This is a genomic window from Mesorhizobium kowhaii (genome assembly GCF_003253745.1).
GTDB lineage: Bacteria > Pseudomonadota > Alphaproteobacteria > Rhizobiales > Rhizobiaceae > Mesorhizobium > Mesorhizobium kowhaii.
Window position 1 is genome coordinate 324,716 of sequence record NZ_MZXV01000032.1, and the last position, 26,059, is coordinate 350,774.

A 26,059-nucleotide genomic window follows, 5' to 3' on the forward strand; every position below is an offset into this window, starting at 1 on the left:
CCACCCCTGGCACATCGACGACAGCTCTCTGGTATAACAACCGAATATTATCAATATCTTATGGATCGCGGCGATTTTCGCCAAAATCGGCTTGAATCGCAGGATTCCTGTGATTGCATGCATCCAGGTGGAGTGGTGCGGGCGATTCCGTTCAGGCTGCCCTCGAGCAAGGCCTTGCCTCACTCGAAAAGCGCTGGCGGGCTTTCGTCCGCTGCGCGGACGTTCGTCAGGCCCCCGCCGTATACGCCGCAATCGCCGCCATGTTGACGATGTCTGAATCCTTGGCGTTGAGCGAGACGATCTGGACCGGCTTGTTGAGGCCGACCAGCAACGGGCCGATCACGGTCGAGCCGCCGAGTTCCTGCAGCATCTTGGTCGAGATCGAGGCCGAGTGGAACGCCGGCATGATCAGCACATTGGCCGGGCCGGTGAGCCGGATGAACGGATATTGCGCCATGGCGCGGGCGTTGAGTGCGACGTCGGCGGCCATTTCGCCGTCATACTCGAAATCGACGCGGCGCTTGTCGAGGATGCGCACCGCTTCCTGGACGCGCTCGGAGCGTTCGCCCTGCGGATGGCCGAAGGTCGAATAGGCGAGCATGGCGAGCCTCGGTTCGTAGCCCATGCGGCGGGCAAAGCCGGCAGCTTCCTCGGCGATGTCGGCGATCTGCTCGGCGTTCGGCATGTCGTGCACGGCGGTGTCGGCGACCAGCACGGTCCTGCCCCGCGCCAGCACGATCGACACACCGATGACGCGGTGGCCGGGCTTGGCATCGATGACGCGGCGGATGTCGTCGAGCGCGGTGGAGTAGTTGCGGGTGACGCCGGTGACGATGCCATCGGCATCGCCCAGCGCCACCATGCAGGCAGCAAAGTGGTTGCGGTCGTTGTTGATCAGCCGCTGGCAGTCGCGGAACAGGAAGCCTTTGCGCTGCATGCGCTCATAGAGATAGTCGGTGTAGATGCCGTTGCGGCGCGACAGCCGGGCATTGATGATCTCGATGCCTTGCTTGTTGAGGTCGATGCCGGCGTGCTTGGCGTTCTCCTTGATGACGTCGTCGCGGCCAAGCAGGATGGCGGTGCCGAGCCGCTGGTTCACATAGGAGACGGCGGCGCGCATCACCTGCTCCTCCTCGCCCTCGGCAAAGACGATGCGCTTGGGCTGGCGGCGCACGCGGTCGTAGATGCGCTGCAAGGTCGAGGCGATCGGGTCGCGGCGGGCGGAGAGTTCCTGGGCGTAGCGGTCGAGATCGAGGATCGGCTTGCGGGCGACGCCTGAGTCCATCGCCGCCTTGGCGACCGCGATCGGAATGGCCGAGATCAGGCGCGGGTCGAACGGCACCGGGATGATATAGTTGGGGCCGAATTTCGGCCGGTTGCCCTGATAGGCGGCGGCGACGTCGTCGGGCACGTCCTTGCGCGCCAGATCGGCCAAAGCGCGGGCGGCGGCGATCTTCATGTCGTCATTGATGGTGGTGGCCCGCACATCCAACGCGCCACGGAAGATGTAGGGGAAGCCGAGCACATTGTTGACCTGGTTCGGATAGTCCGAACGCCCGGTGGCCATGATGGCGTCGGTGCGGATTTCGGCGACTTCCTCCGGCGTGATTTCCGGGTCGGGATTGGCCATGGCGAAGATGATCGGGTTCTTGGCCATCGACTGCACCATGGCGGTGGTCAGCGCACCCTTGGCCGAGAGGCCGAGGAAAACGTCGGCGCCGTCGAGCGCCTCGGCCAGCGAACGCGCCTCGGTCTTGACCGCATGCGCCGACTTCCACTGGTTCATGCCTTCGGTGCGGCCCTGGAAGACCACGCCCTTGGTGTCGCACAAAGTGATGTTGTCGGGTGCAAAGCCCATCGCCTTCATCAGCTCGATGCAGGCGATGCCGGCCGCACCGGCGCCGTTGCAGACCATCTTCGTGGTCTTCATGTCGCGGCCGGTGATCTCCAGCGCGTTGATCAGGCCGGCGGCCGAGATGATGGCGGTGCCGTGCTGGTCGTCATGGAAGACCGGGATGTCCATCAGCTCGCGCAGCCGCTGCTCGATGATGAAGCACTCCGGCGCCTTGATGTCCTCCAGGTTGATGCCGCCGAAAGAGGGGCCGAGGAAGCGCACGCAGTTGATGAACTCGTCGGCGTCCTCGGTATCGACCTCGAGGTCGATGGAATCGACGTCGGCGAAGCGCTTGAACAGCACCGCCTTGCCTTCCATGACCGGCTTGGAGGCCAGCGCGCCGAGGTTGCCGAGCCCAAGGATGGCGGTGCCGTTGGAGATGACGGCAACCATGTTGCCGCGCGTCGTGTAGTCGAAGGCGCGGCTGGGGTCCTCGGCGATGGCCAGAACAGGAACCGCGACGCCCGGCGAATAAGCGAGGCTTAAATCGCGCTGCGTCGCCATCGGCTTGGTGGCGACGACCTCCAGCTTGCCGGGACGACCCATGGCGTGGAATTCGAGCGCTTCCTGCGCGCTGACAGACGGACCGGTGTTCTCGGTTTTCCTGGCCATGATGCTTTTGGTTTCCTCGCAGTGCGGCACCTCCTTGAAGCGGGTGCCTTGTGTGGCCCCGAATTAAGACCACGCGCCGCCGCGTGTAAACCGCCAGCGCTCGGGAATCGCGGTTGGTGCTGGCGATTGCGGGCATCTCTGGCCGTCCCGGTCGTCCCCTGTTTTTCGAAGCGCCGGCATTAAATCGCGTGACCACATCTGCTAGCGTGCCGCGCATGAACATGCACAATCCGAACGAGCCGGACGCCCCAGAGGCGATAGCGCCATTGCCGACAGCCGCTGCCGCCGTCACGCCGATGATGGAGCAGTTCATCGAGATCAAGGCGGCGAACCCGGATTCGCTGCTGTTCTATCGCATGGGCGATTTCTACGAGCTGTTCTTCGACGATGCCGAGAAGGCAAGCCGGGCGCTGGGCATCGTCTTGACCAAGCGCGGCAAGCACCAGGGTCTCGACATCCCGATGTGCGGCGTGCCGGTGCATGCCGCCGACGATTATCTGCAGAAGCTGATTGGCCAGGGTTTTCGCGTTGCCGTCTGCGAGCAGATCGAGGATCCGGCCGAAGCCAAGAAGCGCGGCGGCAAATCGGTGGTGCGCCGCGACGTGGTGCGGCTGGTGACGCCGGGCACCATCACCGAGGACAAATTGCTGGCGCCGTCGGAATCGAGCTTTCTGATGGCGCTGGGAAGGGTGAAGGGCGGAGCGGACCCAAGAGGCGGGGAGCGCGGCAGCGCGACAGGGAACCAAGGAAGCTTCGCGCTGGCCTGGATCGACATCTCGACCGGCGCCTTTCGTGTCACTGACACCACCGCCGACCGGCTGCTGGCCGACATCTTCCGCGTCGATCCGCGCGAGCTGATCGTTGCCGAACCGGTGTTCTACGATCCTGAGCTGAAACCGGTGTTCGACGTGCTCGGCCGCGTCGCCAACCCACAGCCGCCCTCGCTGTTCGATTCGGCCTCGGCCACGGGGCGCATCGCCCGCTTCTTCGATGTGGCGACGCCGGACAGCTTTGGCGCGTTTTCGCGCGCTGAACTGTCGGCGATCTCGGGCGCCATCGCCTATGTCGAGAAGACGCAGAAGGCCGAGCGCCCGCCACTGTCGCGGCCGGAGCGCGAGGAGCAGGGATCGACCCTGTTCATCGACCCGGCGACACGCGGCAATCTGGAACTGCTGCGCACGCTGTCGGGCAGCCGTGAAGGTTCGCTGTTCAAGGCGATCGACCGCACGGTGACCGGCGGCGGCGCAAGGCTGCTCGCCGACCGGCTGATGGCGCCGTTGACCGACCCGGCTGCGATCGGCGCCAGGCTGGACTCGGTATCCTTCTTCCGCTCGGAGACGCGGCTTTGCCAGGCGGTGCGGGCAAGCCTAAAGAGCGTCGCCGACATGCCGCGAGCGCTGTCCCGGCTGGCGCTGAACCGCGGCGGCCCGCGTGATCTCGGCGCGCTACGCGCCGGTTTCGAAGCGGCCGGCGCGATCGCCGGGATTTTCGGCGAGACCACCCTGCCCCAGGAACTCACGGCGGCGCTGGGCGCCATCCAGGCACTGCCCAGGGCGCTTGCCCAGCACCTGACGCAGGCGCTTGGCGACGAACTGCCGCTGCTCAGGCGCGACGGCGGCTTCGTTCGCGGCGGCTACCATGCCGAGCTCGACGAGATGCGGGCGCTGCGCGATGAATCGCGAAAAGTGATCGCCGGGCTGGAGCGCTCGCTGATCGACGAGACCGGCATCCGCTCGCTGAAGATCCGGCACAACAATGTGCTCGGCTACTACATCGAAGTGACCGCCAACCACCATGCGGTGATGACCGGCAGCGACGGTGCCAAGGCGCGCTTCATCCATCGCCAGACCATGGCCAATGCCATGCGCTTCACGACGACCGAACTCGCCGAACTCGAGACCAAGATCGCCAATGCCGCCGACCGGGCGCTGAGCATCGAGCTTGCCGCCTTCGATGCGCTGACGGCGGAAGCGGTCGGCGAAGCGGAAAAGATCCGCGCCGGCGCCGATGCACTGGCCGTGCTCGACGTGTCGGCGGCGCTCGCGCTTTTGTCCGAGAGCGAAGCCTGGTGCCGGCCGGTGGTGGATTCCAGCCTCGCCTTCGAGATTTCAGGCGGCCGGCATCCGGTGGTCGAGCAGGCACTGCGCCGCTCCGGCGAAGGCCCGTTCGTCGCCAATGATTGCGACCTGTCGCCTGAGGGTGGCGCCAAAAATGGGGCAATCTGGCTTTTGACTGGCCCCAACATGGGCGGCAAGTCGACATTCCTGCGGCAGAACGCGCTGATCGCCATCCTGGCGCAAACCGGCTCGTTCGTGCCGGCGGCATCGGCCCATATCGGCGTCGTCGACCGGCTGTTCTCGCGTGTCGGCGCCTCGGACGATCTGGCGCGCGGCCGCTCGACTTTCATGGTCGAGATGGTCGAGACGGCGGCGATCCTCAACCAGGCCGGCGAACGCGCGCTGGTGATCCTCGACGAGATCGGCCGCGGCACCGCCACCTTCGACGGCCTGTCGATCGCCTGGGCGGCGGTCGAATATCTGCACGAGAAGAACCGCTGCCGGGCGATCTTCGCCACCCATTTCCACGAAATGACCTCGCTGGCCGGCAAGCTGGCGCGGCTGCACAACGTCACCATGCGGGTCAAGGAATGGGAAAACGACGTCGTCTTCCTGCACGAGGTCGGCAAGGGTGCGGCCGACCGCTCCTACGGCGTGCAGGTGGCTCGGCTGGCCGGGCTGCCGGAAGCGGTGGTCGACCGGGCCAAGGAAGTGCTGCACCAGCTCGAAGAAGGCGAGGTTTCCGGCAAGACCAACCGGCTGGTCGACGACCTGCCGCTGTTTTCGGTGGCGGTGAAGCGCGAAGCGCCGAAGCCGGTCAAGAGCGATGCGCTCAACGAGGCCCTCGGCGCGATCAGCCCCGACGAGATGACGCCAAGGGAGGCGCTTGAAGCACTGTATCGGTTGAAGGGGTTGGCGGGAAAGTAGTCAAACCATCTCCAGTCCGCGCTTCCGGGTCGGCGGCGGAAAAGCGCGGTCGAGATCGTCGATGTCCTGCGGCGTAAGCTTGATGTCGAGCGCCGCAAAATTCTGGCGGACGTGCTCCTGGCTGCTGGCCTTCGGGATGGCAATGACACCCTCCTGCTGCATCACCCAGGCAAGCGCGATTTGTGCCGGTGTCGCACTGTGGCGGGCGGCGACGGCGTCGAGCCTGGCGTTGCGCGCCAGCGCGCCCTGCTCGACCGGCGAATAGGCCATCAAGGGAATGCCGCGCTGGCCGCTCCATGGTGCCAGATCGAACTCGAGGCCGCGCCGGACCAGATTGTAGAGCACCTGGTTGGTCTGGACGTTGCCGCCGTCGGGCAAGCCGACCAGTTCTTCCATCTCGTCGGTGTCGAAATTGCTGACGCCCCAGTGGCGGATCTTACCGGCCTCTTTCAGCGCCTCGAAGGCCGCGACGGTTTCCACCAGCGGCACGCTGCCTGGCCAATGCAGCAGGTAGAGATCGATGCGGTCGGTGCGCAGGCGCTTCAGGCTGTTCTCGCAGGCGCGCTGCACGCCGGCGCGCGAGGCGTTGGACGGCAGCACCTTCGAGACCAGGAAGGTCTCGTCGCGGCGACCGGCAATAGCCTCGGCGACCACTTCCTCGGCACCGCCGCTAGCATACATTTCGGCGGTGTCGATCAGCGTGATGCCAAGGTCGAGGCCGAGCTTGAGAGCGTTGACCTCATCGGCGCGGCGGCGCGAATCCTCGCCCATCTTCCACGTGCCCTGACCAAGCACCTGAACGGCTTCGCCAGAGGGCAACATTGTAGTTCTGATTGTCGACGGCATGGCGGGCTCCAGTTGAGACCGCATCGCATCACGGCCTCGGCGAGAAATCCAGAGAGAGTTCTCGCCGGATTCTGCTTCGCGAAAGGGCTTACTTCACCGGATGAGCGGCGAGCCAGTCCTGCATCTGCTTGATCTCGGCTTCCTGCGCGGCGACGACCGCTTCGGCCAGCTTGCGGATTTCCGGGTCCTTGCCGTTGGCAAGCTCGACCTTGGCCATGTCGATGGCACCCTGATGATGCGGGATCATGCCACGGACGAAATCGACATCGGCATTGCCGGTATATTGCGACGCCATCATGTCGGCATGCATCTTGTCCATCGCCGCCTTGTAGCCTTCGGTCGAAGGGCCGGTCGCATCCATCGACATGGCACCCATGTCGTGTTTCATCTCTTCGCTCTGCGCCGGAACGCTTTCGAGGAAGACGGCAAGCAGCATTCCCGCCGCCATCAGCAAAAGCACGAGTTTTTTAGCCAAGGTCATTCATGGTCTCCTGTTGAGTGGGTTTCGTATTTGGGGGCTTTGCTCAGAGTTTCAACGTTCTCAGCCGCAATGCGTTGGCAATGACCGACACCGAGGACAGGCTCATCGCCGCCGCCGCCAGCATTGGCGACAAAAGCGTGCCGGTGAGCGGATAGAGCACGCCGGCGGCGATGGGCACGCCGAGCACATTGTAGAGGAAGGCGAAGAACAGGTTCTGGCGGATGTTGCGGATCGTCCCCTGCGCCAAGGTGCGCGCCCGCACGATGCCGTTGAGATCGCCCTTCACCAGTGTGATGCCGGCGCTTTCGACGGCGACATCGGCGCCTGTTCCCATGGCGATGCCGACATCGGCGGCGGCGAGCGCGGGTGCGTCGTTGACGCCGTCGCCGGCCATGGCGACGCCTTTGCCGCTGGTGCGCAGCTCCTCGACGAGGGCTGCCTTCTGTTCCGGCAACAGGCCGGCGCGAACTTCGTCGATGCCGAGGCTCCTGGCGATCGCTTTTGCCGTGCGTTCATTGTCGCCGGTCGCCATGACGATCCTCAAGCCGCTGTCATGCAGGGCCCGGATCGCCTCGGCGGTGGTCGCCTTGACCGGATCGGCGACAGCGACGATGCCGGCCAGTTTGTCGCCGACAGCAACGAACATCACCGTCTTGCCATCGGTCTGAAGTGCCTCGGCCTTGGCGGAGACGGATGCGGTGTCGATGCCGAGATCGGCCATCATCGCCGCATTGCCGAGCGCGACCTTCTTTCCCGACACGGTACCGGAAACGCCCTTGCCGGTGACTGCCTCGAAGCCGCTGGCGTCGGCGATCTTCACGCCGCGCGTCCCTGCGCCTTCGACGATGGCCTCAGCCAGCGGATGCTCCGAGCCCTTTTCCAGGCCGGCGGCAAGTGCTAGCAATTCGTCTTCGGAAAAGCCGTTTGCCGCAACGACATCGGTCAGTTTCGGCCGGCCTTCGGTCAATGTGCCCGTCTTGTCGACGATCAGCGTGTCGGCAGAGGCGAAGCGTTCCAGTGCGGCGGCTTCCTTGATCAGCACGCCGGCATGGGCGCCGCGCCCGGTGGCGGTCATGATCGACATCGGCGTGGCGAGGCCGAGCGCACAGGGGCAAGCGATGATCAGCACCGACACTGCCGAGACGATGGCGAAGATCAGGCTGGGTTCGGGGCCGAGAACAGCCCATGCGACAAAAGCCGCGATCGCGACCAGCACCACGGCCGGGACAAAGTAGAAAGAAACGCGATCGGCCAGCCCCTGGATCGGGGCGCGCGAGCGCTGCGCCTTGGCGACCAGTTCGACGATGCGCGCCAGCGTGGTCTCGGCGCCGATCCGCTCGGCACGTAGGATCAGCGAGCCGTTTTTGTTGAGCGTGCCGGCGGTGAGGGTATCGCCTTCGGTCTTTTCGACCGGCAACGGTTCGCCTGTGATCATCGATTCGTCGAGGGAAGAACGGCCTTCCAGCACGGTGCCATCGACCGGCACGGCGTCACCGGGACGGATGCGCAAGCGATCACCGGCCATGACTGCGTCGAGCGGCACGTCGCTTTCGGAACCGTCGGCACCGATCAGCCGCGCGGTCTTCGGCGCGAGATCAAGCAAGGCGCGGATTGCCGACCCGGTCTTTTCGCGGGCGCGCAGCTCCAGCACCTGGCCGAGGAAGACCAGCGCGACGATGACGGCGGCAGCCTCGAAATAGACCGGCACCGTACCGCCGTGGCCGCGGAACTGATGCGGAAAAATGTCCGGAAACAGCGTCGCGACGACGCTGTAGAGATAGGCCGCGCCGACGCCGAGCGAGATCAGCGTCCACATGTTGGGGCTGCGGTTGACGAGCGAATCCCAGCCGCGATGGAAGAAAGGCAGCGCCGCCCACAACACGACGGGACTGGCCAATGCCAGCTCCAGCCCGACCATCGTGCGTTCGTCGACAAAGGCTGAGAAAGTCAGGCCAAGCATCGGCGCCATGGCGACGATCAGCAACGGCACCGACAGCGCGGCACTGACCCAGAATCGCGTGGTGAAATCGACTAGCTCGGGATTTGGTCCCTCATCGCCGGTGGGCACGCCCATCGGCTCCAGCGCCATGCCGCATTTCGGGCAGGAGCCGGGCTTGTCGCGGATGATTTCGGGATGCATCGGGCAGGTGTATTGCGTGCCCTTGGGCATCGGCTGCGGTGCAGCCTTGTCGCCGAGATATTTTTGCGGCTCGGCCTCGAACTTCGCCTTGCAGCCGGCAGAGCAGAAGTAGAAGTCCTGACCTTCATGACGGACAGAGTGCTTGGCTGTGGCGGGGTCGACGGTCATGCCGCAGACAGGATCCCGCACCACGGCCGCCTCCCCGGCAGCAGCTTTCGCCGCGCAGCAGCCGTCATGCGTGTGATGATGATGATCTGAATGCTTCATTCAAAAATGCCTCCATGCCTCGTCTCGATGCGAGGTAGTGCTTCCAGTAACTGGAAGGTCAAGGGCATAATTTCTTTTTCCCTATGTCGTCGCGGGCGCCGGGACACCATCAAAGAAAGTCAGATGCGCGACAGCGGTCTTGTGCTATGGACCCGCCGATTGACAATCCAAATGCATCGATTCCATTTGCTATGAAGTGCCTGGTTATCAACCTCGACCGGTCCCAGGACCGGCTCGCGCATATGACGTCGGAGTTTGCCCGTATCGGAATTGGCTTCGAACGGGTTGCGGCGGTCGACGCCCAGGGCCGGTCCGACCTGGCGGAAATACCGATGCGGCTCAATCCGCTGACGCAGTTGCGTCTAAGCAACACCGAGATCGCCTGTTTCCTCAGCCACAAAGCCTGCTGGGCAAAGATCGCCGATGGCGACGATGCCTATGGCGCGGTCTTCGAGGACGATACCGTCTTGTCCGAGGCGGCTGGCCCATTGCTCGCCGATGCCAGCTGGATCCCCGCCGATGCCGATATCGTCAAGATCGAGACCTTCAAGAGTACCGTGATCGCGATGAGGCGCGCCCCCATCGGCCATGGCTTTTCAGTAGCCAGGCTCCATCGAGACCATCTCGGTGCGGCCGGCTACATCGTTTCAAGACAGGCGGCGCGCGACTTGCTCGAAGCGACAGGGAATATCGACAGTCCAGTCGATCACGTCCTGTTCGATCCGGGATTCGCGATATCGTTGAGCAAGACGATCTACCAGGTCCTGCCGGCGCTATGCATACAGGATCGGTTCCTGAACGAAAAATCGATGGGATTGCAGAGCCTGCTCAGTAAGGAGCGCGAAAACGGCAAGTCCAAAAGGCATAAAATGGCACCGCTGACGAAATTCGCGAACGAAGCTGGGCGGATATGGCGGCAGATTTTCGACATCTTCCGGTTGAGACAAGGGAAGACCATCCCGTTCGACTACCACGGAAAGCGTGTCCGTCCTGCCCATACCCACAAGCGCGAAAAAGCGCTATAGACGCCGCCGAAAAGGCGAGGCCAACCGGTACCTATGGCGAAAATCTCCCTGAAGCTCGATGAACTGATCGACGGCGAAGCCTTGCGCCGCGAGATGACGGCGCTGACCGCGGCCACGGCTGGGGACGGCTCCGGACAGGCCGCGCGCAGCGGTGTACTGCAGCTTCTCAAGGGGCGATTGGCGGACGGACGCGCCATTGCCGAACGCATGCTGAGGGACGACGGCGGCGGCCGTGCCTGCGCGGCGCGGCTGTCGCACCTCATGGACGAGATCATCCGGGCGCTTTACGATTTCGCCGTCACGCATGTCTACCGGGTCAAGAATCCGTCTTCTGCGGAGCGCATGGCCGTCGTCGCCGTCGGCGGCTATGGCCGCGGCACGCTGGCGCCTGGCTCCGACATCGACCTTCTGTTCCTGCTGCCCTACAAGCAGACGCCGTGGGGCGAGCAGACTGTCGAATACATGCTCTACATGCTGTGGGATCTCGGGCTGAAGGTCGGCCACGCCACCCGCAACATAGACGAATGCCTGCGCCTGTCGCGCACCGACGTCACCATCCGGACTTCGATCCTCGAGGCGCGTTTCCTGTGGGGCGAGCTCAAGCTCTATGACGAGCTGATGCTGCGCTTCGACCATGAGGTGGTGCGCACGACCGGCCCCGAATATGTCCAGGCCAAGCTTGCCGAACGCGACGATCGCCATGCCAAGGCCGGCGAAAGCCGCTATCTCGTCGAGCCCAACGTCAAGGACGGCAAGGGCGGCCTGCGCGACCTGCAGACGCTGTTCTGGATCGGCAAGTATTTCTACCGCGTGCGCACCGGCGAGGAACTGGTCGACAAGGGCGTCTTCACCGAGGGTGAATATCGCGAGTTCCAGAAGGCCGAGGATTTCCTGTGGGCGGTGCGCTGCCACATGCATTTCCTCACCGGCAAGGCCGAAGAACGGCTGCATTTCGACATCCAGCGCGAGATCGCCGAGCGGCTCGGCTACACCAGCCATCCCGGCCTGTCGGCGGTCGAGCGCTTCATGAAGCACTACTTCCTCGTCGCCAAGGATGTCGGCGACCTGACCCGCATCTTCTGCGCCGCGCTCGAGGAAGAGCAGGCCAAGCACGTGCCGGGCTTCAACCGCATCTTCCTCACCTTCTCGCGGCGCAAGCGCAAGCTTGCCGGCACCTCGGACTTCATTGTCGACAACCACCGCATCAACATCGCCGACGACCAGGTGTTCGAGCGCGATCCGGTCAATCTTTTGAGATTGTTCTGGTTCGCAGACAAGCACGGTCTGGAGTTCCATCCCGATGCGCTGAAGCTGTTGACCCGCTCGCTCGGCCTGGTCAACAAGTCACTGCGGCGCGACGAAGAGGCCAACCGGCTGTTCCTCGACATCCTGACCTCGGACCGCAATGCCGAACTCAATCTGCGGCGCATGAACGAGGCCGGGCTGCTCGGCAAATTGATCCCGGATTTCGGCAAGATCGTCGCCATGATGCAGTTCTCGATGTACCACCACTACACGGTGGACGAGCACCTGATCCGCTGCATCGGCGTGCTGGCCGAGATCGAGCGCGGCGACGGCGAGAAGGTCCATCCCCTCTCCCATACGCTGATGCCGGGCCTGAAGAAGAGCCGCGAGGCTCTCTATGTCGCCGTGCTGCTGCACGACATCGCCAAGGGCAGGCCGGAAGATCATTCCGAGGCCGGGGCCAGGATCGCCCGCCGCATCTGCCCGCATATGGGGCTGTCGCCAGCCGATACCGAAACGGTCGCCTGGCTGGTCGAGAATCACCTCGCGATGTCGATGACGGCGCAGACCCGCGACCTCAACGACCGCAAGACCATCGAGGATTTCGCCGCGATCGTGCAATCGGTCGAGCGGCTGAAGCTGCTTTTGATCCTCACCGTCTGCGACATCAGGGGCGTCGGGCCAGGTGTCTGGAACGGCTGGAAAGGCCAGCTGCTGCGCACGCTCTACTATGAGACCGAGCTGCTTTTGACCGGCGGCTTTTCGGAAGTGTCGCGCGCGCAGCGGACGGCGGCGGCGCGCGAGCGGCTGGCCGAGGCGCTCGCCGACTGGCCGGACAAGGCCCGCAAGCGCTATGTCGCCCTGCACTATGAGAATTACCTGCTGACCGTCGATCTCGCCGATCAGCTGCGCCATGCCGAATTCATCCGCGAAGCGGATGCTTCGGGCAACAAGCTCGCCACCATGGTCAAGACCCACCAGTTCGAGGCGGTGACCGAAATCACCGTGCTGGCGCAGGATCATCCCCGCCTGCTCTCGGTCATCGCCGGGGCCTGCGCCGGGGCCGGAGGCAACATCGTCGACGCACAGATCTTCACCACAGCGGACGGCCGCGCGCTGGACACGATCCTGATTTCGAGGGAATTCGACCGCGACGAAGACGAGCGCCGGCGCGCCGAGCGCGTCGGCCGGCTGATCGAGGACGTGCTGTCGGGCAAGAGCTGGCTGCCGGAGATGATCGAGAAGCGGACCAAGCCGCGGCGCGGCGCCAAGGTGTTCAAAATCCCGCCGCGGGCCGAAATCCGCAACGCACTGTCGAACCGTTTTTCGGTCATCGAGGTCGAGGGGCTGGATCGGCCGGGCCTGCTGTCGGAGATCACCGGAACGCTTTCCGACCTGTCGCTCGACATCGCATCGGCCCACATCACCACCTTTGGCGAAAAGGTCATCGACACCTTCTACGTCACCGACCTCACCGGCCAGAAGATCGACAGCCCGGCCCGCATCGCCACCATCCGCAACCGGCTGATGTCGGCACTCGAAGGCATCGTGCCCGAACGTGGCGGCAAGGCCAGGACCGCCGCCGAGTGACAGCGACCATCACTTTGTCCCAATTCCGCAGGCAGTTCCCAAAAGCATGAGCCTCGTCAAGAAATTCGCAACGGTCGCTTCCGGCACGCTGATGAGCCGCGCGCTCGGCTTCGGCCGCGAGATGCTGATGGCGGCGGCGCTGGGCACCGGACCGGTCGCCGACGCTTTCAACGCCGCTTTCCAGTTTCCCAACACCTTTCGCCGGCTGTTCGCCGAGGGCGCCTTCAACGCCGCCTTCGTGCCGCTGTTCGCCAAGGAGATCGAGACGCACGGCACCGACGGCGCCAAGCGCTTCTCCGAGGAGGTGTTCGGCGTCTTGTTCACGGCGCTGCTCGCACTAACCATCGTCATGGAACTGTCGATGCCGCTGATCGTGCGCTACCTGGTGGCGCCGGGTTTTGCCGGCACGCCGGGGAAATTCGACACCACGGTGACGCTGGCGACGATCATGTTCCCCTATCTGATCTGCATGTCGCTGGGCGCCATGATGGCGGGCATGCTGAATTCGCTGCGCCGCTATTTCGCGGCGGCAGTGGCGCCGGTGTTCCTCAACATCATCCTGATCGGCGTGCTCGCCTATGCCTGGTACAAGGGCTCCGACGCACTCACCGTCGGCTACGGACTGTCCTGGGGCGTGCTGGCTGCCGGACTGGTGCAGCTGGCAATCGTCTGGGTGGCGGTGCGCCATGCCGGCATCTCGATCGGTTTCCGCCGTCCGAAAATGACGCCCGCGGTCAAGCGGCTGCTGATCCTGGCGCTGCCGGCGGCGATCACCGGCGGCATCACCCAGATCAACCAGCTGATCGGCACGGCGATCGCCTCGGCGCAGAACAGCGCGGTGTCCTCGCTCGCCTATGCCGATCGCATCTATCAGTTGCCGCTCGGCGTGGTCGGCGTCGCGGTTGCGATCGTGCTGTTGCCCGAACTGTCGCGGGCGCTGAAGTCGGGCAATCTGATCGAGGCGGCCAACCTGCAGAACCGCTCGGTCGAGTTCACGCTGTTCCTCACCTTGCCGGCAGCCGCCGCACTCTGGGTGATGTCGGAGCCGATCGTGCGGCTGGTCTATGAGCGCGGCGCGTTTGCCGCCAACGGCTCGACGCCGACGGTGGCGGCGATCCTGGCGATCTTCGGCCTCGGCCTGCCGGCCTTCGTGCTGATCAAGGCATTCACCCCAGGCTATTTCGCGCGCGAGGACACGCGCACGCCGATGATCTTTGCCGCCATCTCGGTGGCAGTGAACGTCACCACGGCGCTGACGCTGTTTCCGGAAATGGGCGCGCCCGGCATCGCCGTCGCCTCGGCCGTCGCCGGCTGGGTCAACGCGCTGATGCTGCTCGGCGTGTTGATCCGGCGCGGCCATTGGGGCCGCGACGTGCCGCTGATGAAACGCATTCCGCGGCTGGTGCTGTCGGCGATCGTGATGGGAGCGGCGCTTTATTTTGCCGAGCATTGGTTCGCCGTCAGGCTCGGCCGGGGTGCGCCACTGGTCGTCAAGGCGACGACGCTTCTGGCACTCGTCGCCGGCGGGGCGCTGCTCTACTTCATCACCGCCTTCGCCACCGGCGGCGCCGATTTCGGCATGATCCGGCGCAACGTCAAGCGTGGAACGGGGAAAGCGGCGCCACCGGCCCCGAAGGCCAACCCGGACGAGTAGACTGGGTAACTCGACGGCAAAACCGGTCTTGATCGGATCCTCGTGTTCGTCCATAAGCGCGCCGTCGCAAGACTTTCGCCGCGCGCGAAACGGCCCTCCACAAGCCAAGGGAACAACCATGACCGCCTTCAAGCCACTCGTCTTTTCCGGCGTCCAGCCGACCGGCAATCTGCATCTCGGCAACTACCTCGGCGCCATCAAGAAATTCGTCGCCCTGCAGGAAACCTCCGACTGCATCTATTGCGTCGTCGACCTGCACTCGCTGACGGCACAGCTCGTCTATGAAGACCTCGCCGACCAGACGCGGTCGATCACCGCGGCATTCCTGGCCTCCGGCATCGACCCGAAGAAGCACATTGTCTTCAACCAGTCACGGGTCATGCAGCATGCAGAGCTCGCCTGGATCTTCAATTGCGTGGCGCGCATCGGCTGGATGAACCGCATGACGCAGTTCAAGGACAAGGCCGGCAAAGACCGCGAGAACGCCTCGCTCGGCCTGCTTGCCTATCCGAGCCTGATGGCTGCCGATATTCTGCTCTATCGCGCCACCCACGTCCCGGTGGGCGAGGACCAGAAGCAGCACCTGGAGCTGACCCGCGACATCGCGCAGAAGTTCAACAACGACTTTTCGGACCGCATCGCAGCCCTTGGCGTCGGCGTCGAGATGCAGGTCGGCGAGGAGACCGTCAACGGCTATTTCCCGCTGACCGAGCCGGTGATCGGCGGGCCGGCGGCGCGCATCATGTCGCTGCGCGACGGCTCGAAGAAGATGTCGAAGTCGGACCCGTCGGACCTGTCGCGCATCAACCTGACCGACGATGCCGACGCCATCTCGAAGAAGATCCGCAAGGCCAAGACCGACCCGGAAGCGTTGCCGAGCGAGCTGGACGGTCTGGCCAGCCGGCCCGAGGCGGAAAACCTGGTCGGCATCTATGCGGGTCTCGCCGAGATGTCGAAGGCCGACGTGCTGAAAGAGTTTGCCGGTCAGCAGTTTTCGGTGTTCAAGCCGGCGCTGGCCGACCTTGCGGTGGAGAAGCTGGCGCCGATCGCCAGCGAGATGCGCCGCATTTCCGATGACCGCGCCTATGTCGACGCGGTGCTGAGGGATGGCGGCGAGCGCGCCGGCGTGCTGGCCGAAGCGACGATGAAGACGGTGCGCGACATCATCGGACTGCTGCAGAGCTGATCCCAACGTCGGGTGCACTGCACCAACACTGGACAAGGCCGGCGGCTTGCCGCCGGTCGATGGCAGTGGCAGATTGCGGCCGCAATGACACCGGGTATGTAGACATGGTCTCCAAACGCCTCAGCCGCGAAGCCGGCCATCGCCGCAAGTTCCTGGCGATCATCGACGACACGCCGGAGTGCGAGCGCGCCGTCGCCTACGCCTCGAAGCGGGCGCAGAGCACCAGCGGCATGCTGGTGCTGCTCTATGTCATCGAGCCGGACGATTTCCAGCACTGGCTGGGTGTCGAGAAGATCATGCGCGAGGAGGCAAACGCCACGGCGCGCGCCGCGCTCGACAGTTACGCCAACAAGGTGCGCCAGAAGCTCGGCATCGAGCCGGAGATGGTGGTGCGCGAAGGCAAGCCCACGGAAGAGATCCACAAGCTGATCGAGGAAGACCAGGACATCGCCATCCTGGTGCTGGCCGCCGGCGCCGGCAAGGAAGGTCCAGGACCGCTGGTCGGCGCCGTGGCCGGCAAGGGTGCCGCCTTCCCGATCCCAGTGACCGTGGTGCCGCAAAATCTTTCTGACGAGGAGATCGACAGCCTCGCCTGAGATGTATTGATATTCGGGTGATGCCGGCCTGCAAACGGCCTGACCCGAATCTCTACACACCTCAAAGCACTTGGCGAGACCGCAAAAACATTCCGCCAGCCAGCCGTTCCGGCGATGCGTTTCGCTTGAATGTCCAGCCAATAGAGCCTATTTAGAACTATTCCAAACTGGTTGCCCGAAACGGGCACGGAGACGGCCATGTTCATCCAGACCGAATCGACGCCAAACCCGACGACGCTGAAATTCCTGCCCGGCAAGGAAGTGCTTCTGGAAGGCACCGCCGACTTCCGTGATGCCGACAGCGCCGCCACCGCGTCGCCGCTGGCTGGCCGGCTGTTCGAGATTCCCGGCGTTACCGGAGTTTTCTTCGGCTACGACTTCATCACCGTGACCAAGGACGGACCCGACTGGCAGCATTTGAAGCCGGCGATCCTCGGCGCCATCATGGAGCATTTCATGTCCGGCGCGCCTGTCATGGCCAAGGCCGGCCCTGCCGCCGAGACCAGCCTGACCGGTGAGTTCTACGACAAAGCCGACGAGGAACTCGTCATCACCATCAAGGAACTGCTCGACACGCGGGTGCGCCCGGCGGTCGCCCAGGACGGCGGCGACATCACCTTCCGCGGCTTCGAGAACGGCACGGTCTTCCTGCACATGAAGGGCGCCTGCGCCGGCTGCCCGTCATCGACGGCGACGCTGAAGCACGGCATCCAGAATCTTCTGCGCCACTTCGTGCCGGAAGTGCAGCAGGTCGAACAGGTCTCATGATCGTTCGGCCGGCCGCTTTGCCGGCAAAACAGATTCAATCGATCGCAAAAACAAAAAACCGGGCCAAATTGCCCGGTTTTCTGTTTGGGACGTCCGTTGTTGCCTAGACGGTCCGCGTATGAAAGGCCTCTCTATCTGATCATGATTTCTCCGAAAACCGGTACCGGTTTTCGGGATCATGGTCTAAAGAACAATGACCTTGGCGCCCACCGAGGTGCGGTCGTAAAGGTCGATAATATCCTGGTTCATCAGGCGGATGCAGCCTGACGACATTGCCTTGCCGATGGAATTCCACTCCGGGCTGCCATGCAGGCGATAGCCCATGTCGCCGCCCTTGTTGAACAGATACATGGCGCGGGCGCCGAGCGGGTTCTTAAGGCCCGGCTCCATGCCGTCGGCAAACTTGGCCAGTTCCGGCTGGCGGTGGATCATCTGCGAAGGCGGCGTCCAGGTCGGCCATTCGCGCTTCAGCGCAATATGGGCGGTGCCGTGCCATTCAAAGCCTTCGCGACCGACGCCAATGCCGTAGCGCATCGCCAGGCCATCACCCTCGACGAAGTACAGAAACTTGTTCTGCGTATCGACGATGATGGTGCCCGGCTTTTCCTTGGTGTCGTAGTCCACCTCTTGCCGATGGTACTTCATCGGCACCTTCTCGATCGGGATGCGTGGCAGCTGGTAACCGGCGTCGGTGACCGCGCCATAGTTGTTGGAGAACAACTGCGAGCCAATGGCGCTGCAACCGGCGATAGCCGTGGAAAGCGCCAGTGCGGCGACGATAGCAAACGACTTCATGCGCATCAAATGATCCGGTGCCCCGCCCCAACTTCAGCGGCACGAGTCGGCCGCTTTCTCAGCATCATTCATGCTGGCATTTGCTTTGCTTGCCAAGCACGCGATGCCTATATGCAGGGGCTTACGCGCCGGTAAGCGCATCACTATGGCATTTCGGCAACAGGCCTCACAGGATTGTGAAGGAAATTCAATGGCCCCGTCCGCAAGCCCATTAAAAATCAAGGAAAATCGTCATGAATGTCGGTGACGCCGCCCACCGTTCAGGCCTGCCGGCCAAGACAATCCGCTACTATGAAGAGATCGGCCTGATCGCCCCTGCGCGTGCCGCCAACGGCTACCGCGACTATTCCGGCGACGACATCCACCGGCTGGCCTTTCTGCGCCGCGCGCGCAACCTCGGCTTTTCCATCGACGATTGCCGCCAGCTGATGGCGCTCTACAAGGATCGAAGCCGTGCCAGCCATGACGTGCGCGAGATCGCCGCCGCCCATGTCAGGGCGATCGAGGAAAAGGTGCGCGAATTGCAGTCGATGCGCTCGACCCTGCAGACCCTGATCCACGCCTGCCACGGCGACGAAAGGCCGGACTGCCCGATCCTGGATGATATGGCGGGGGCGCTGTTGCCCAGGGGCAAGGAGGCCTCAACGGCCGCATAGGAACCGTGCGCCGACGGGCGCGGAGGCGGCTTGTCCACGGTTGCGACACCGCCGGTGTTGCCGAACAGTGTCAGAAATTCAAGGAAGCCGCTCGCAAGCTGGAAACCGACCAGTCAGAGGAAGCCTTTGACCGCATGTTGAAGAAGGTGGTGAAGTCGCAGCCGCCTAAGGAAGACAAGCCCAAACCGTCAGAGTAGTTGAACGGACGGCTGGGTACCCGCCAATAGGCTTAGTTGCTCAGTTGCTAATATGCCCATAGTTTAGGCAGCGCGGGGACGTCCAAACCCAACCCGCAAGTGGCCGGTGCGGCCCCGCATCCCCAAGATAGCCCCAGCCGCACCGGCCATCCGGCGTATCAAGTCGGTTCGCGCGGACGATCTCTTTGTTTTTCAAGGAACCGCTTGGCGTGTTCCGCCCAATCATCTGCCGTGATTTTATGCTCCTGAACAGACTTTCCGAAAGCCTTGCGCAGAGCGTCAAGGTCAAAGGCCCACAGTTGTTCGCCTTCGTTTCCGTTCGATGTCACGTCGCCCATCCCCATGGAAGCGACGATATGCTCCGCAAGTTCAGGCTTTCAAGGACCAATGCCTGACTTCTTTTGGGTGCATCTGGGACAGGACCGGTGAAGTAGACCCTAGGCAGGTGGAATAGAGTAAAATCCCAAAGCGATAGCCACCTTCATTTCCAACCAAAACGCCCCGACAAGAACCAAGAAGAATAGGCGGAAGAGAAATTTCCGGCTGACCCTTTCATGCACGAGCAGGCAAACGACAATTGCGATCCCTGCCGCAGCAGCCATCAGCAGATTAATCGCAACACTCCGCGAAAACATAGTTCCTCTCCCCAGTAGAAACTGCATTCATAGCGCAATACGGCCCGCCTTGTGGAGAGGTGGACCGTTACAATTCCTCAACGGCTGGGTAGCGCTCTAGTATCTAATATCCCTAATGTATGGAACGCGCGGCGTCCGTTTGAAGAACCAACCGTGATTTCACATAAGGCGGCTACGCCTTTTTGGATGGGCGGATCTACCACAATCGCAGGGTGTAGCCATTCCCCTACGGCTGGATAGCGCCTACGAGGCCGTCATTGAGAAAAATGATTACCCCGTCGACTGGCCCGGGGGAAACCACGTCGGTTGTATGACCCTTCCCTCGCGTATCTGACATGAACCACGCTGTCCCAGGTTCAATCATCCGGCTTGTACCGTCACTGGCTGTCACCTTGAGCATACCCGACAGGCAAAAGAATATCTGGCGACGGGGAGAAGGATGTCGTTCGCCAGTCCATCCGGCGGGCAAACGCATTACGACATAACCTGAAGCGTCAGTAGCGGAAGAAACCAGCACTGCTGGTGCTGGCGGTGCAAAAATCTTGAGTTCCAGCGGTACATCGCTGTCATCGAAGTGGCTTTCACCAGATGCATCCTCGGTCAGCCGGGTTACGCGACGCGACGCTGTCATCTGCCGCCCCCCGCTGCGCTAGGGAGTATAGGCTACGTCTCTTCTCTCATGTCATCAAGATTGCCCGCCTTGTGGAGGGTAGGGCCTTGTAGCGCTCGCTCCACAGTGTTTTGCAGGTTGGGTTTGTCAACCGGATAATCGCCCACATAAAGGCGATTATCCGGTTGACAAACCCAACCTGAAAATAGGAATATAGTCAGGACAGGCCGGCACTCATATCCCTAATAGACCGACGACACCGAAAGGCGCATAGTTCGTTCATTATGTCGCTGCCTAAGCGCACCGATCTAGCGAACGACAATGGCACACCTGAAAACCACCTAGCGGCGGCTACTGCTGCCCTTTTCGCTTCGCTCAAGGAGCTGGATGCTTCCATTGAAGTTCTGGCGCGCCGTGTAGGCATCGAAGTCAAGGTAGACGGTGGCCCTACCCAGCCATAGGGGAATATTCCGCAAGTTAATTGACGGGTAACAATTGGAGACCTATATCTGATTCGACTCGCCAACGGCGTGCCGTTGGCTCAAAGGCCACACAAGGCGAAAGCTGAGGTGGCCTTTGCTGCATCTGGGGGGACGATGCGCGTCTACGTCTATGTTGACGGCTTCAACCTCTATTACCGCGCCCTACGCCGCTATCCTGAAGTGAAGTGGCTAAATATTCGATTGCTGGTCGAATCCCTGCTTGAGCCAGATGACGATGTGCAGGTCATTCGCTATTTCACAGCGAGGGTAAGCCCGCGTGCTGGCGATCCTGAAGCGCCCCGGCGTCAGCAGATTTTCTTCAGCGCTCTAAGCACGATTCCGGGCTTTCAATTCCATTACGGCCGATTTCTTCCGAAGCAAAAATGGCGACCCATCGTCCACCCAGCTTGGCTTCCCGCAGTCAAAGTTGAAGTCCACGACACTGAAGAAAAGGGTTCGGACGTTAACCTAGCGTCGCACTTGCTCAATGATGCGCATCACAAGAAATTTGAAGCCGCTTTTGTGGTCTCTCAGGACACCGACCTTTGCGAGCCTATCAAGATGGTCAAGGAAATGGGGCTACCGATTGGCGTAGCTTGGTTAGACGGCACCAGACCTAGCCCGCGCTTAGTCAAGGTATCGTCTTTCGTTCGCCAAGTTACCTATCAGCGGCTAAAGGCCGCCCAGTTCCCCGATCGCATCATGGGCAAGAACGGCAAGATAATCGAGCCGCCCGAGACATGGCGACCGAAGGCCTAGCCTTTCTCGCGCTTCCGGCGAACTAGTTCCTTTATCTGTTCCTGGGTCAACTTCGGCGCGTTCGCGATCTTCGTCACCACCGCTTCAAAGGCGGCGTCGGACTGATCGGTTTTCAGTTCGCGCGCCGCCTCGCGGAATTTGTCGATCTGAGACTTTTCCTTGGACATGGCGATAAACCTAGACGGATTCCTGTGAATCTGATACGCAATGGCGCGAAAGCGCCGGTGCTATGGACACACCGTCGCTCTCGTTCTTACCCCTTATGGAAGGGGGCAGGGTGAACCGCCGTCAGGCGGCTACCGGTATTCTCCGGGTCATGAACCACATGACGCACTCTCCTTTCTCTCGTTAGGGTTCTGTGTCGCGCTTTGCTGGCCAGCGCGCCGCGACACACTCGATACTTTAAGCAGCGGTCTCCTCATTGGAGCCGCTGTTTTCGTTTCCGCCAGAAGGCGGTTGATCCTTCGCCGCGCTTCGTGCGGCTTCATATTCATCTAACTCGGCTTGCTTCGCCTCTTTGTGAATGGCGGAAGCGGCTACCCACTTGCCATTCTCGTTCTTTTCGATGGCGTGTTCTTTGCGCAGCGTCCACAGAGTTCCACGCACCGAATTGTACTTAAAGTTTGTGGCCCTCGCGATGTCCTTGGTTGATATGCCGCGATTAGCCTTTGCCACCACGTCTAGAATGGCAGGTTTGACAGTTCCGGGTGTGGCGCGTTCCGCGTCCCCCGTCGCAGGACTATCGCCGGAGTTAGTGAATAGTTCGTTAATTTTTGTAGATGAGTGTGCCGTGTCGGCTTCGTCGTCGACAAAAAGTGAGGCAAGCCGCGACTTAAAACCTGCCGCTGCCTCTCGCTCTCCGAGCTTTTTCCCCTCGTCAAAGCCGCTCTTATATGCTGCTTCTATCGCGGCCCTGATCGATTTTTCGGCAGTTGCTAGCAATTCGTTCATGTCTGTCATGGCGCTTGGCCTCGTGATTCTGTCGCCGTTATAGCAGTGAGCACCGCCCGAGTCTATCGATCCTGATAGAACGAAGAGATATTCACGTTATGTCCAAAACGACATTCGCGTGATGTGCGGGCGGCATTGGCCGTTATGAAGCGTCAATCATTTATGAGAGCGACGGCGCGCATATCGCCAGAGCGGCAACTCTAGCTGCACTGGTTTCCGGAAGTGCGTCCGCCTTGCGTCAAGCAGGTCTTTGATAGGTGAGGCGCTTACCAGCGGCACCCTTCAAGGCGATGAAAGCGCGGGTGCCATCATCGACGCCAAGCGCAATACGGTTCGAATACCGGAAGTCGAATTCGGCGAGGTAGCGGTGGAGATGCTGTTCGCCGCAATGCTGATAGACACCTTTCATGCCGCGCTTAAAGATCGAATAGAAGCCTTCGACGGTGTTCGTATGGACAGTGCCGCGAACGTATTCGTCCTTGGAATGCGTGACGAAATCGTGCGAGGCGAATTCCTGGCCCGCGCGGCGATAGATGCCGGACTCATCGGTCATCAATGCGCTTTCCTTGGCGATGTTGGCGCGAACGATGGGCATTACCGTGCCAATGCGGGCGGTATCAACGTGGAAGGAACGGGCGCGGCCACCACGCTCGACAAGCGTAACAACGGTGTTCTTGTGAGCGCCGCCGCCAGTCTTAACCGGGGTGTCCTTCAAGCGACCAATGTAGGTTTCGTCAACTTCTACCGTCTTGCCGGAGCCGCCCATCGGAGACAGTTCGCCAGACGCCATTGCAAGGCGAATGCGGTGGCACAGGAACCAAGCCGTCTCATACTTGCATTCGAGTATGCGGTGCATTTGGTGAGCGCTGATACCCTTCTTTGAGGCGCACATAAGGTGGATAGCCTGAAGCCACTTGGCCAGCGGCATATGGCTTTCCTCGAAAATGGATCCCATGCGAACCGTGAACTGCGAGCGGCAAGCGCTGCACTTGTACAGGCCGTGGCGCTCGACACCGTTGGGGTTCTTCTTGGAAGGCTTGGTGCGGACGCCTACCAGCTTGTAGTGGCGATCAACGACACCGCACTTCGGGCAGACTGGACCATTCGGCCACAAGATGCCTTCCACATGCTCGAAAGCCTTGGCTTCGTCGTGGAACTCAGGGCGGGACAGAACGGACATGGAAATCTCCTATGCCCTTACCCTACGTAATCAGGTTGGGTTTGTCAACCGGATAATCGCCCACATAAAGGCGATTATATATTTGACGCACCCAACGAAAAATGGTAGAAAGATTCCAGTCACTTAGGAATTTTCGCCATGTCCGTCCTGTCCCGCCCATACTTCCACGACGAAGCCAAGGCTTTCGAGCATGTCGAGGGCATTCTTTGGCCGCAAGGTCCGGTCTGCCACCACTGCGGCTCGATGGAAAAGCACTACGCTTTGAAGGGGATGCGCACAAAGGCATCCAAGAAAAACCCGAACGGCATCGAGCGTCATGGCGTGTACAAGTGCGCCGATTGCCGCCTGCAATTCACGGTTCGCATGGGGACGATTTTCGAGGAGTCGAAGCTGCCCCTCCACAAGTGGTTACAGGCACTCCACGCCATGTGTGCGAGCAAGAAGGGTGTTTCTGCTCATCAACTGCACCGCGCTTTGGAAATCACCTACAAGACGGCTTGGTTTCTCTGCCATCGTATTCGCGAAACCATGCGCTCTGGCGATTTCTCGCCCATGGGTGGCAACGGCAAGACGGTCGAGGTAGACGAGACGTATATCGGTCGCTTGAAGGATACCCCGGTCAAGTCGGGCGGCGGCGCTCACAAGAACACCGTGGTTACGCTGGTAGAGCGTGGCGGTCGCGCCCGTTCCTTCCACGTCGATACCGCCCGTATCGGCACCGTAATGCCAATCGTTCGCGCCAACATCGCCAAGGAAAGCGCCTTGATGACAGATGAGGCTGGTATCTATCGCCGCGTGGGCCAGGAATTCGCCTCGCACGATTTCGTCACGCATTCCAAGGACGAATACGTTCGCGGCACCGTCCATACGAACACGGTCGAAGGCTACTATTCGATCTTCAAGCGCGGGATGAAAGGCATCTACCAGCATTGCGCGGAACACCATCTGCACCGCTACCTCGCCGAATTCGACTTCCGCTATTCGAACCGCATCGCGCTTGGCGTCGATGACGGCACCCGCGCTTTCATCGCCTTGAAGGGTGCCAAGGGCAAGCGGTTGATGTATCGTGTCACGGCATGAGGTCGTGCTAGAAACCCAGCCGCGCAATACCTAGTTAAGCGCCGGAAATTCAGAATGACTGACCGCGCATACGACAAAAGCCGGCTAAAGAGCCTAATTCACTACGTGATTTGGGCTGCAGGCGCGCGGCCAAATTTTGGCGCTACCAAGCTATATAAGATAGCTTGGTTTGCTGATGCGCGACGTTTCGTGCTCTCGGGCCAGTCAATTACCGGCGCCCCATACATTCGCGAGAAACACGGCCCTATTCCACGGCATGGCATGGCCATCCGGGAAGAGTTGGTGAAAGACGGTGCAATTCAGCAATGGCAGGATCGACAGCGCGATTTTTCGAACTGGAAGTTCAAAGCTCTGGTGCCGCCTAACGTCAACGCTTTCACATCGGAAGAAAAAAGCGTCATAGATTATTGGATCAAGCATATCGATGAGGATCACACGGCAGCCAGCATAAGCGAGCAGTCTCACAACTACGGCTGGGAAATCGCCCGCATGGGCGAAGTCATACCGTTCCACTCATTGCTGGCGGAGCGCGTTCGCGAACCGAATGACGAAGAACTTGAATGGGCCAAGCAGGCGGTAAAGCGAATAAGGCTGCTTTAATTTGCATATTGTGGAGGACCCAGAGGCGCAATTTGCGCTCGACGATGCGGTCGAGAAATGGGCTGGTACTCCCACAGCGTGGGAGGCAGTTACGTGGGTGCTGATGCGCGACCAAGATCTAGGTACGGCTTTGACAGAAGATGGGAAAATACGAGTATTTACCTACGAGGGCGCTAAGTCGATCAAGCAGCCGACCATAACGGTCGTCTACGAGGTCGTAGGAAAGCATGAAATTGTTATCAGGAATGCGAGATTCACGGAGCCCAGTTATGCGCAAGCAGGACGCGCCTAAGTCGCAAGTAGACAAGTTCCGCGATCTTGCGCGCAAGATCGGCGCGACTGAATCCGAAGAGCCTTTGAATGACGCGCTGCGAAGGGTGGCGGAGGGGAAGCGTAAGAAAGGTGAGAAGGCGGAGAAGAAGCCGTGAACGCACCCACCAAGCCAGCGCCAACAGACATGAGAAAGCTTGATACAAACGGCGTCACAGTCCACGTGTGCGATGCGTTACACGTAATCATTTGCGCACATGAGCACGCGGGTTACCGGCACTACACGAAGATCGCGCTAGCTGATCTTCCGAATTATCTCGCCAGTGCTGACGATTTCAAAAGCGTCGTCACCCTTCCAATTGAGATAGCCACCGCCGTCTAGTTCTAGGCGTTTGAACCCATCCCAGCGCACCCATTCCCCGTTGACTGTCCGGTGTTCCTCGAACTCTTGTATCTCTGTGATGTCGTAAATAGTGCCGTCATCCCCGCGCGCCTTGTGCCGCGCAATAATGCGTTCGCCCATAACGTTTTCCCCTCCAAACCATCGAAACGCAGC

The 26,059-nt window shown here is 61.5% G+C and carries 24 protein-coding genes; 12 read left to right on the plus strand and 12 right to left on the minus strand.

Annotated features, from left to right (window positions below):
* Nucleotides 1–226 precede the first annotated feature (226 nt).
* Complete coding sequence (locus B5V02_RS14400; RefSeq protein WP_111545402.1) at nt 227–2,506, minus strand: NADP-dependent malic enzyme; 2,280 nt, start codon at nt 2,504–2,506, stop codon at nt 227–229.
* Nucleotides 2,507–2,721: 215 nt separating this feature from the next.
* On the opposite strand from B5V02_RS14400, the gene mutS reads away from it, so the two are divergent.
* Entirely contained in the window at nt 2,722–5,490 is a 2,769-nt protein-coding gene (gene mutS, locus B5V02_RS14405) for a DNA mismatch repair protein MutS (protein ID WP_111544817.1), read from the plus strand.
* Here mutS and B5V02_RS14410 read toward each other — a convergent pair whose 3' ends face one another.
* The 3 genes from B5V02_RS14410 to B5V02_RS14420 all read right to left on the minus strand — a co-directional run bounded on the left by B5V02_RS14410 (nt 5,491) and on the right by B5V02_RS14420 (nt 9,224).
* On the minus strand, nt 5,491–6,336 hold the full coding sequence (locus tag B5V02_RS14410) for an aldo/keto reductase (RefSeq protein ID WP_111545403.1): 846 nt from the start codon (nt 6,334–6,336) through the stop codon (nt 5,491–5,493).
* A gap of 88 nt (nt 6,337–6,424) precedes the next feature.
* Nucleotides 6,425–6,817, minus strand: coding sequence for a CopM family metallochaperone (copM, locus tag B5V02_RS14415; RefSeq protein ID WP_111544818.1), 393 nt, complete (start codon nt 6,815–6,817; stop codon nt 6,425–6,427).
* Nucleotides 6,818–6,860: 43 nt separating this feature from the next.
* Entirely contained in the window at nt 6,861–9,224 is a 2,364-nt protein-coding gene (locus B5V02_RS14420; protein WP_111544819.1) for a heavy metal translocating P-type ATPase, read from the minus strand.
* Between the two features lie 146 nt (nt 9,225–9,370).
* Between B5V02_RS14420 and B5V02_RS14425 the strand changes: the two genes are divergently transcribed.
* The 6 genes from B5V02_RS14425 to B5V02_RS14450 all read left to right on the plus strand — a co-directional run bounded on the left by B5V02_RS14425 (nt 9,371) and on the right by B5V02_RS14450 (nt 17,288).
* Nucleotides 9,371–10,249 (plus strand): glycosyltransferase family 25 protein, encoded by an 879-nt coding sequence (locus B5V02_RS14425; RefSeq protein WP_245445918.1) that lies wholly within the window; start codon nt 9,371–9,373, stop codon nt 10,247–10,249.
* A 33-nt stretch (nt 10,250–10,282) separates the two neighbouring features.
* On the plus strand, nt 10,283–13,084 hold the full coding sequence (locus B5V02_RS14430; protein WP_111544821.1) for a [protein-PII] uridylyltransferase: 2,802 nt from the start codon (nt 10,283–10,285) through the stop codon (nt 13,082–13,084).
* A gap of 46 nt (nt 13,085–13,130) precedes the next feature.
* Nucleotides 13,131–14,738, plus strand: coding sequence for a murein biosynthesis integral membrane protein MurJ (gene murJ / locus B5V02_RS14435; RefSeq protein WP_111544822.1), 1,608 nt, complete (start codon nt 13,131–13,133; stop codon nt 14,736–14,738).
* Nucleotides 14,739–14,856: 118 nt separating this feature from the next.
* Nucleotides 14,857–15,924 carry a tryptophan--tRNA ligase gene (trpS, locus tag B5V02_RS14440; protein WP_111544823.1) on the plus strand — a complete coding sequence of 356 codons (1,068 nt, stop codon included), beginning with the start codon at nt 14,857–14,859 and terminating at the stop codon, nt 15,922–15,924.
* A gap of 104 nt (nt 15,925–16,028) precedes the next feature.
* Nucleotides 16,029–16,520, plus strand: coding sequence for a universal stress protein (locus tag B5V02_RS14445; protein ID WP_111544824.1), 492 nt, complete (start codon nt 16,029–16,031; stop codon nt 16,518–16,520).
* A 198-nt stretch (nt 16,521–16,718) separates the two neighbouring features.
* Nucleotides 16,719–17,288, plus strand: a complete 570-nt coding sequence (locus tag B5V02_RS14450) for a NifU family protein (protein ID WP_111545404.1) — start codon at nt 16,719–16,721, stop codon at nt 17,286–17,288.
* A 183-nt stretch (nt 17,289–17,471) separates the two neighbouring features.
* Here B5V02_RS14450 and B5V02_RS14455 read toward each other — a convergent pair whose 3' ends face one another.
* Nucleotides 17,472–18,089, minus strand: coding sequence for a L,D-transpeptidase (locus tag B5V02_RS14455; RefSeq protein WP_111544825.1), 618 nt, complete (start codon nt 18,087–18,089; stop codon nt 17,472–17,474).
* A gap of 227 nt (nt 18,090–18,316) precedes the next feature.
* On the opposite strand from B5V02_RS14455, the gene cueR reads away from it, so the two are divergent.
* A complete protein-coding gene (gene cueR, locus B5V02_RS14460; RefSeq protein ID WP_111544826.1) occupies nt 18,317–18,739 on the plus strand; it encodes a Cu(I)-responsive transcriptional regulator in 423 nt (140 codons plus the stop codon).
* A gap of 355 nt (nt 18,740–19,094) precedes the next feature.
* On the opposite strand, the gene B5V02_RS40590 is transcribed toward cueR, so the two are convergent.
* The 3 genes from B5V02_RS40590 to B5V02_RS40090 form a co-directional block, all read right to left on the minus strand.
* Nucleotides 19,095–19,265 carry a hypothetical protein gene (locus tag B5V02_RS40590; RefSeq protein WP_208647078.1) on the minus strand — a complete coding sequence of 57 codons (171 nt, stop codon included), beginning with the start codon at nt 19,263–19,265 and terminating at the stop codon, nt 19,095–19,097.
* Nucleotides 19,266–19,373: 108 nt separating this feature from the next.
* Complete coding sequence (locus tag B5V02_RS14475; RefSeq protein ID WP_146606067.1) at nt 19,374–19,571, minus strand: hypothetical protein; 198 nt, start codon at nt 19,569–19,571, stop codon at nt 19,374–19,376.
* A 226-nt stretch (nt 19,572–19,797) separates the two neighbouring features.
* The gene (locus B5V02_RS40090; protein WP_146606068.1) at nt 19,798–20,202 is read right to left on the minus strand and encodes a cupin domain-containing protein; all 405 of its coding nucleotides are present in this window, start codon (nt 20,200–20,202) and stop codon (nt 19,798–19,800) included.
* A gap of 575 nt (nt 20,203–20,777) precedes the next feature.
* On the opposite strand from B5V02_RS40090, the gene B5V02_RS14480 reads away from it, so the two are divergent.
* Nucleotides 20,778–21,422 (plus strand): NYN domain-containing protein, encoded by a 645-nt coding sequence (locus tag B5V02_RS14480; protein ID WP_111545405.1) that lies wholly within the window; start codon nt 20,778–20,780, stop codon nt 21,420–21,422.
* Here the strand turns inward: B5V02_RS14480 and B5V02_RS40595 are convergent.
* From B5V02_RS40595 to B5V02_RS14490, 3 genes are all read right to left on the minus strand, one after another.
* Nucleotides 21,419–21,589, minus strand: a complete 171-nt coding sequence (locus tag B5V02_RS40595) for a hypothetical protein (protein WP_167458495.1) — start codon at nt 21,587–21,589, stop codon at nt 21,419–21,421. The genes B5V02_RS14480 and B5V02_RS40595 overlap by 4 nt on opposite strands.
* Before the next feature lie 235 nt (nt 21,590–21,824).
* The gene (locus B5V02_RS14485; protein WP_111544830.1) at nt 21,825–22,382 is read right to left on the minus strand and encodes a hypothetical protein; all 558 of its coding nucleotides are present in this window, start codon (nt 22,380–22,382) and stop codon (nt 21,825–21,827) included.
* A gap of 229 nt (nt 22,383–22,611) precedes the next feature.
* The gene (locus tag B5V02_RS14490; protein ID WP_111544831.1) at nt 22,612–23,553 is read right to left on the minus strand and encodes an IS1595 family transposase; all 942 of its coding nucleotides are present in this window, start codon (nt 23,551–23,553) and stop codon (nt 22,612–22,614) included.
* 138 nt (nt 23,554–23,691) lie between these two features.
* Between B5V02_RS14490 and B5V02_RS14495 the strand changes: the two genes are divergently transcribed.
* The 3 genes from B5V02_RS14495 to B5V02_RS40600 all read left to right on the plus strand — a co-directional run bounded on the left by B5V02_RS14495 (nt 23,692) and on the right by B5V02_RS40600 (nt 25,661).
* Nucleotides 23,692–24,633 (plus strand): IS1595 family transposase, encoded by a 942-nt coding sequence (locus B5V02_RS14495; protein WP_111544832.1) that lies wholly within the window; start codon nt 23,692–23,694, stop codon nt 24,631–24,633.
* Between the two features lie 54 nt (nt 24,634–24,687).
* Nucleotides 24,688–25,233: a Panacea domain-containing protein gene (locus B5V02_RS14500; RefSeq protein WP_111544833.1), complete on the plus strand. Its 546-nt coding sequence runs from the start codon at nt 24,688–24,690 to the stop codon at nt 25,231–25,233.
* 269 nt (nt 25,234–25,502) lie between these two features.
* Complete coding sequence (locus B5V02_RS40600) at nt 25,503–25,661, plus strand: hypothetical protein (protein ID WP_167458496.1); 159 nt, start codon at nt 25,503–25,505, stop codon at nt 25,659–25,661.
* Nucleotides 25,662–25,798: 137 nt separating this feature from the next.
* On the opposite strand, the gene B5V02_RS14510 is transcribed toward B5V02_RS40600, so the two are convergent.
* Nucleotides 25,799–26,026 (minus strand): hypothetical protein, encoded by a 228-nt coding sequence (locus B5V02_RS14510; RefSeq protein ID WP_111544835.1) that lies wholly within the window; start codon nt 26,024–26,026, stop codon nt 25,799–25,801.
* Nucleotides 26,027–26,059 lie beyond the last annotated feature (33 nt).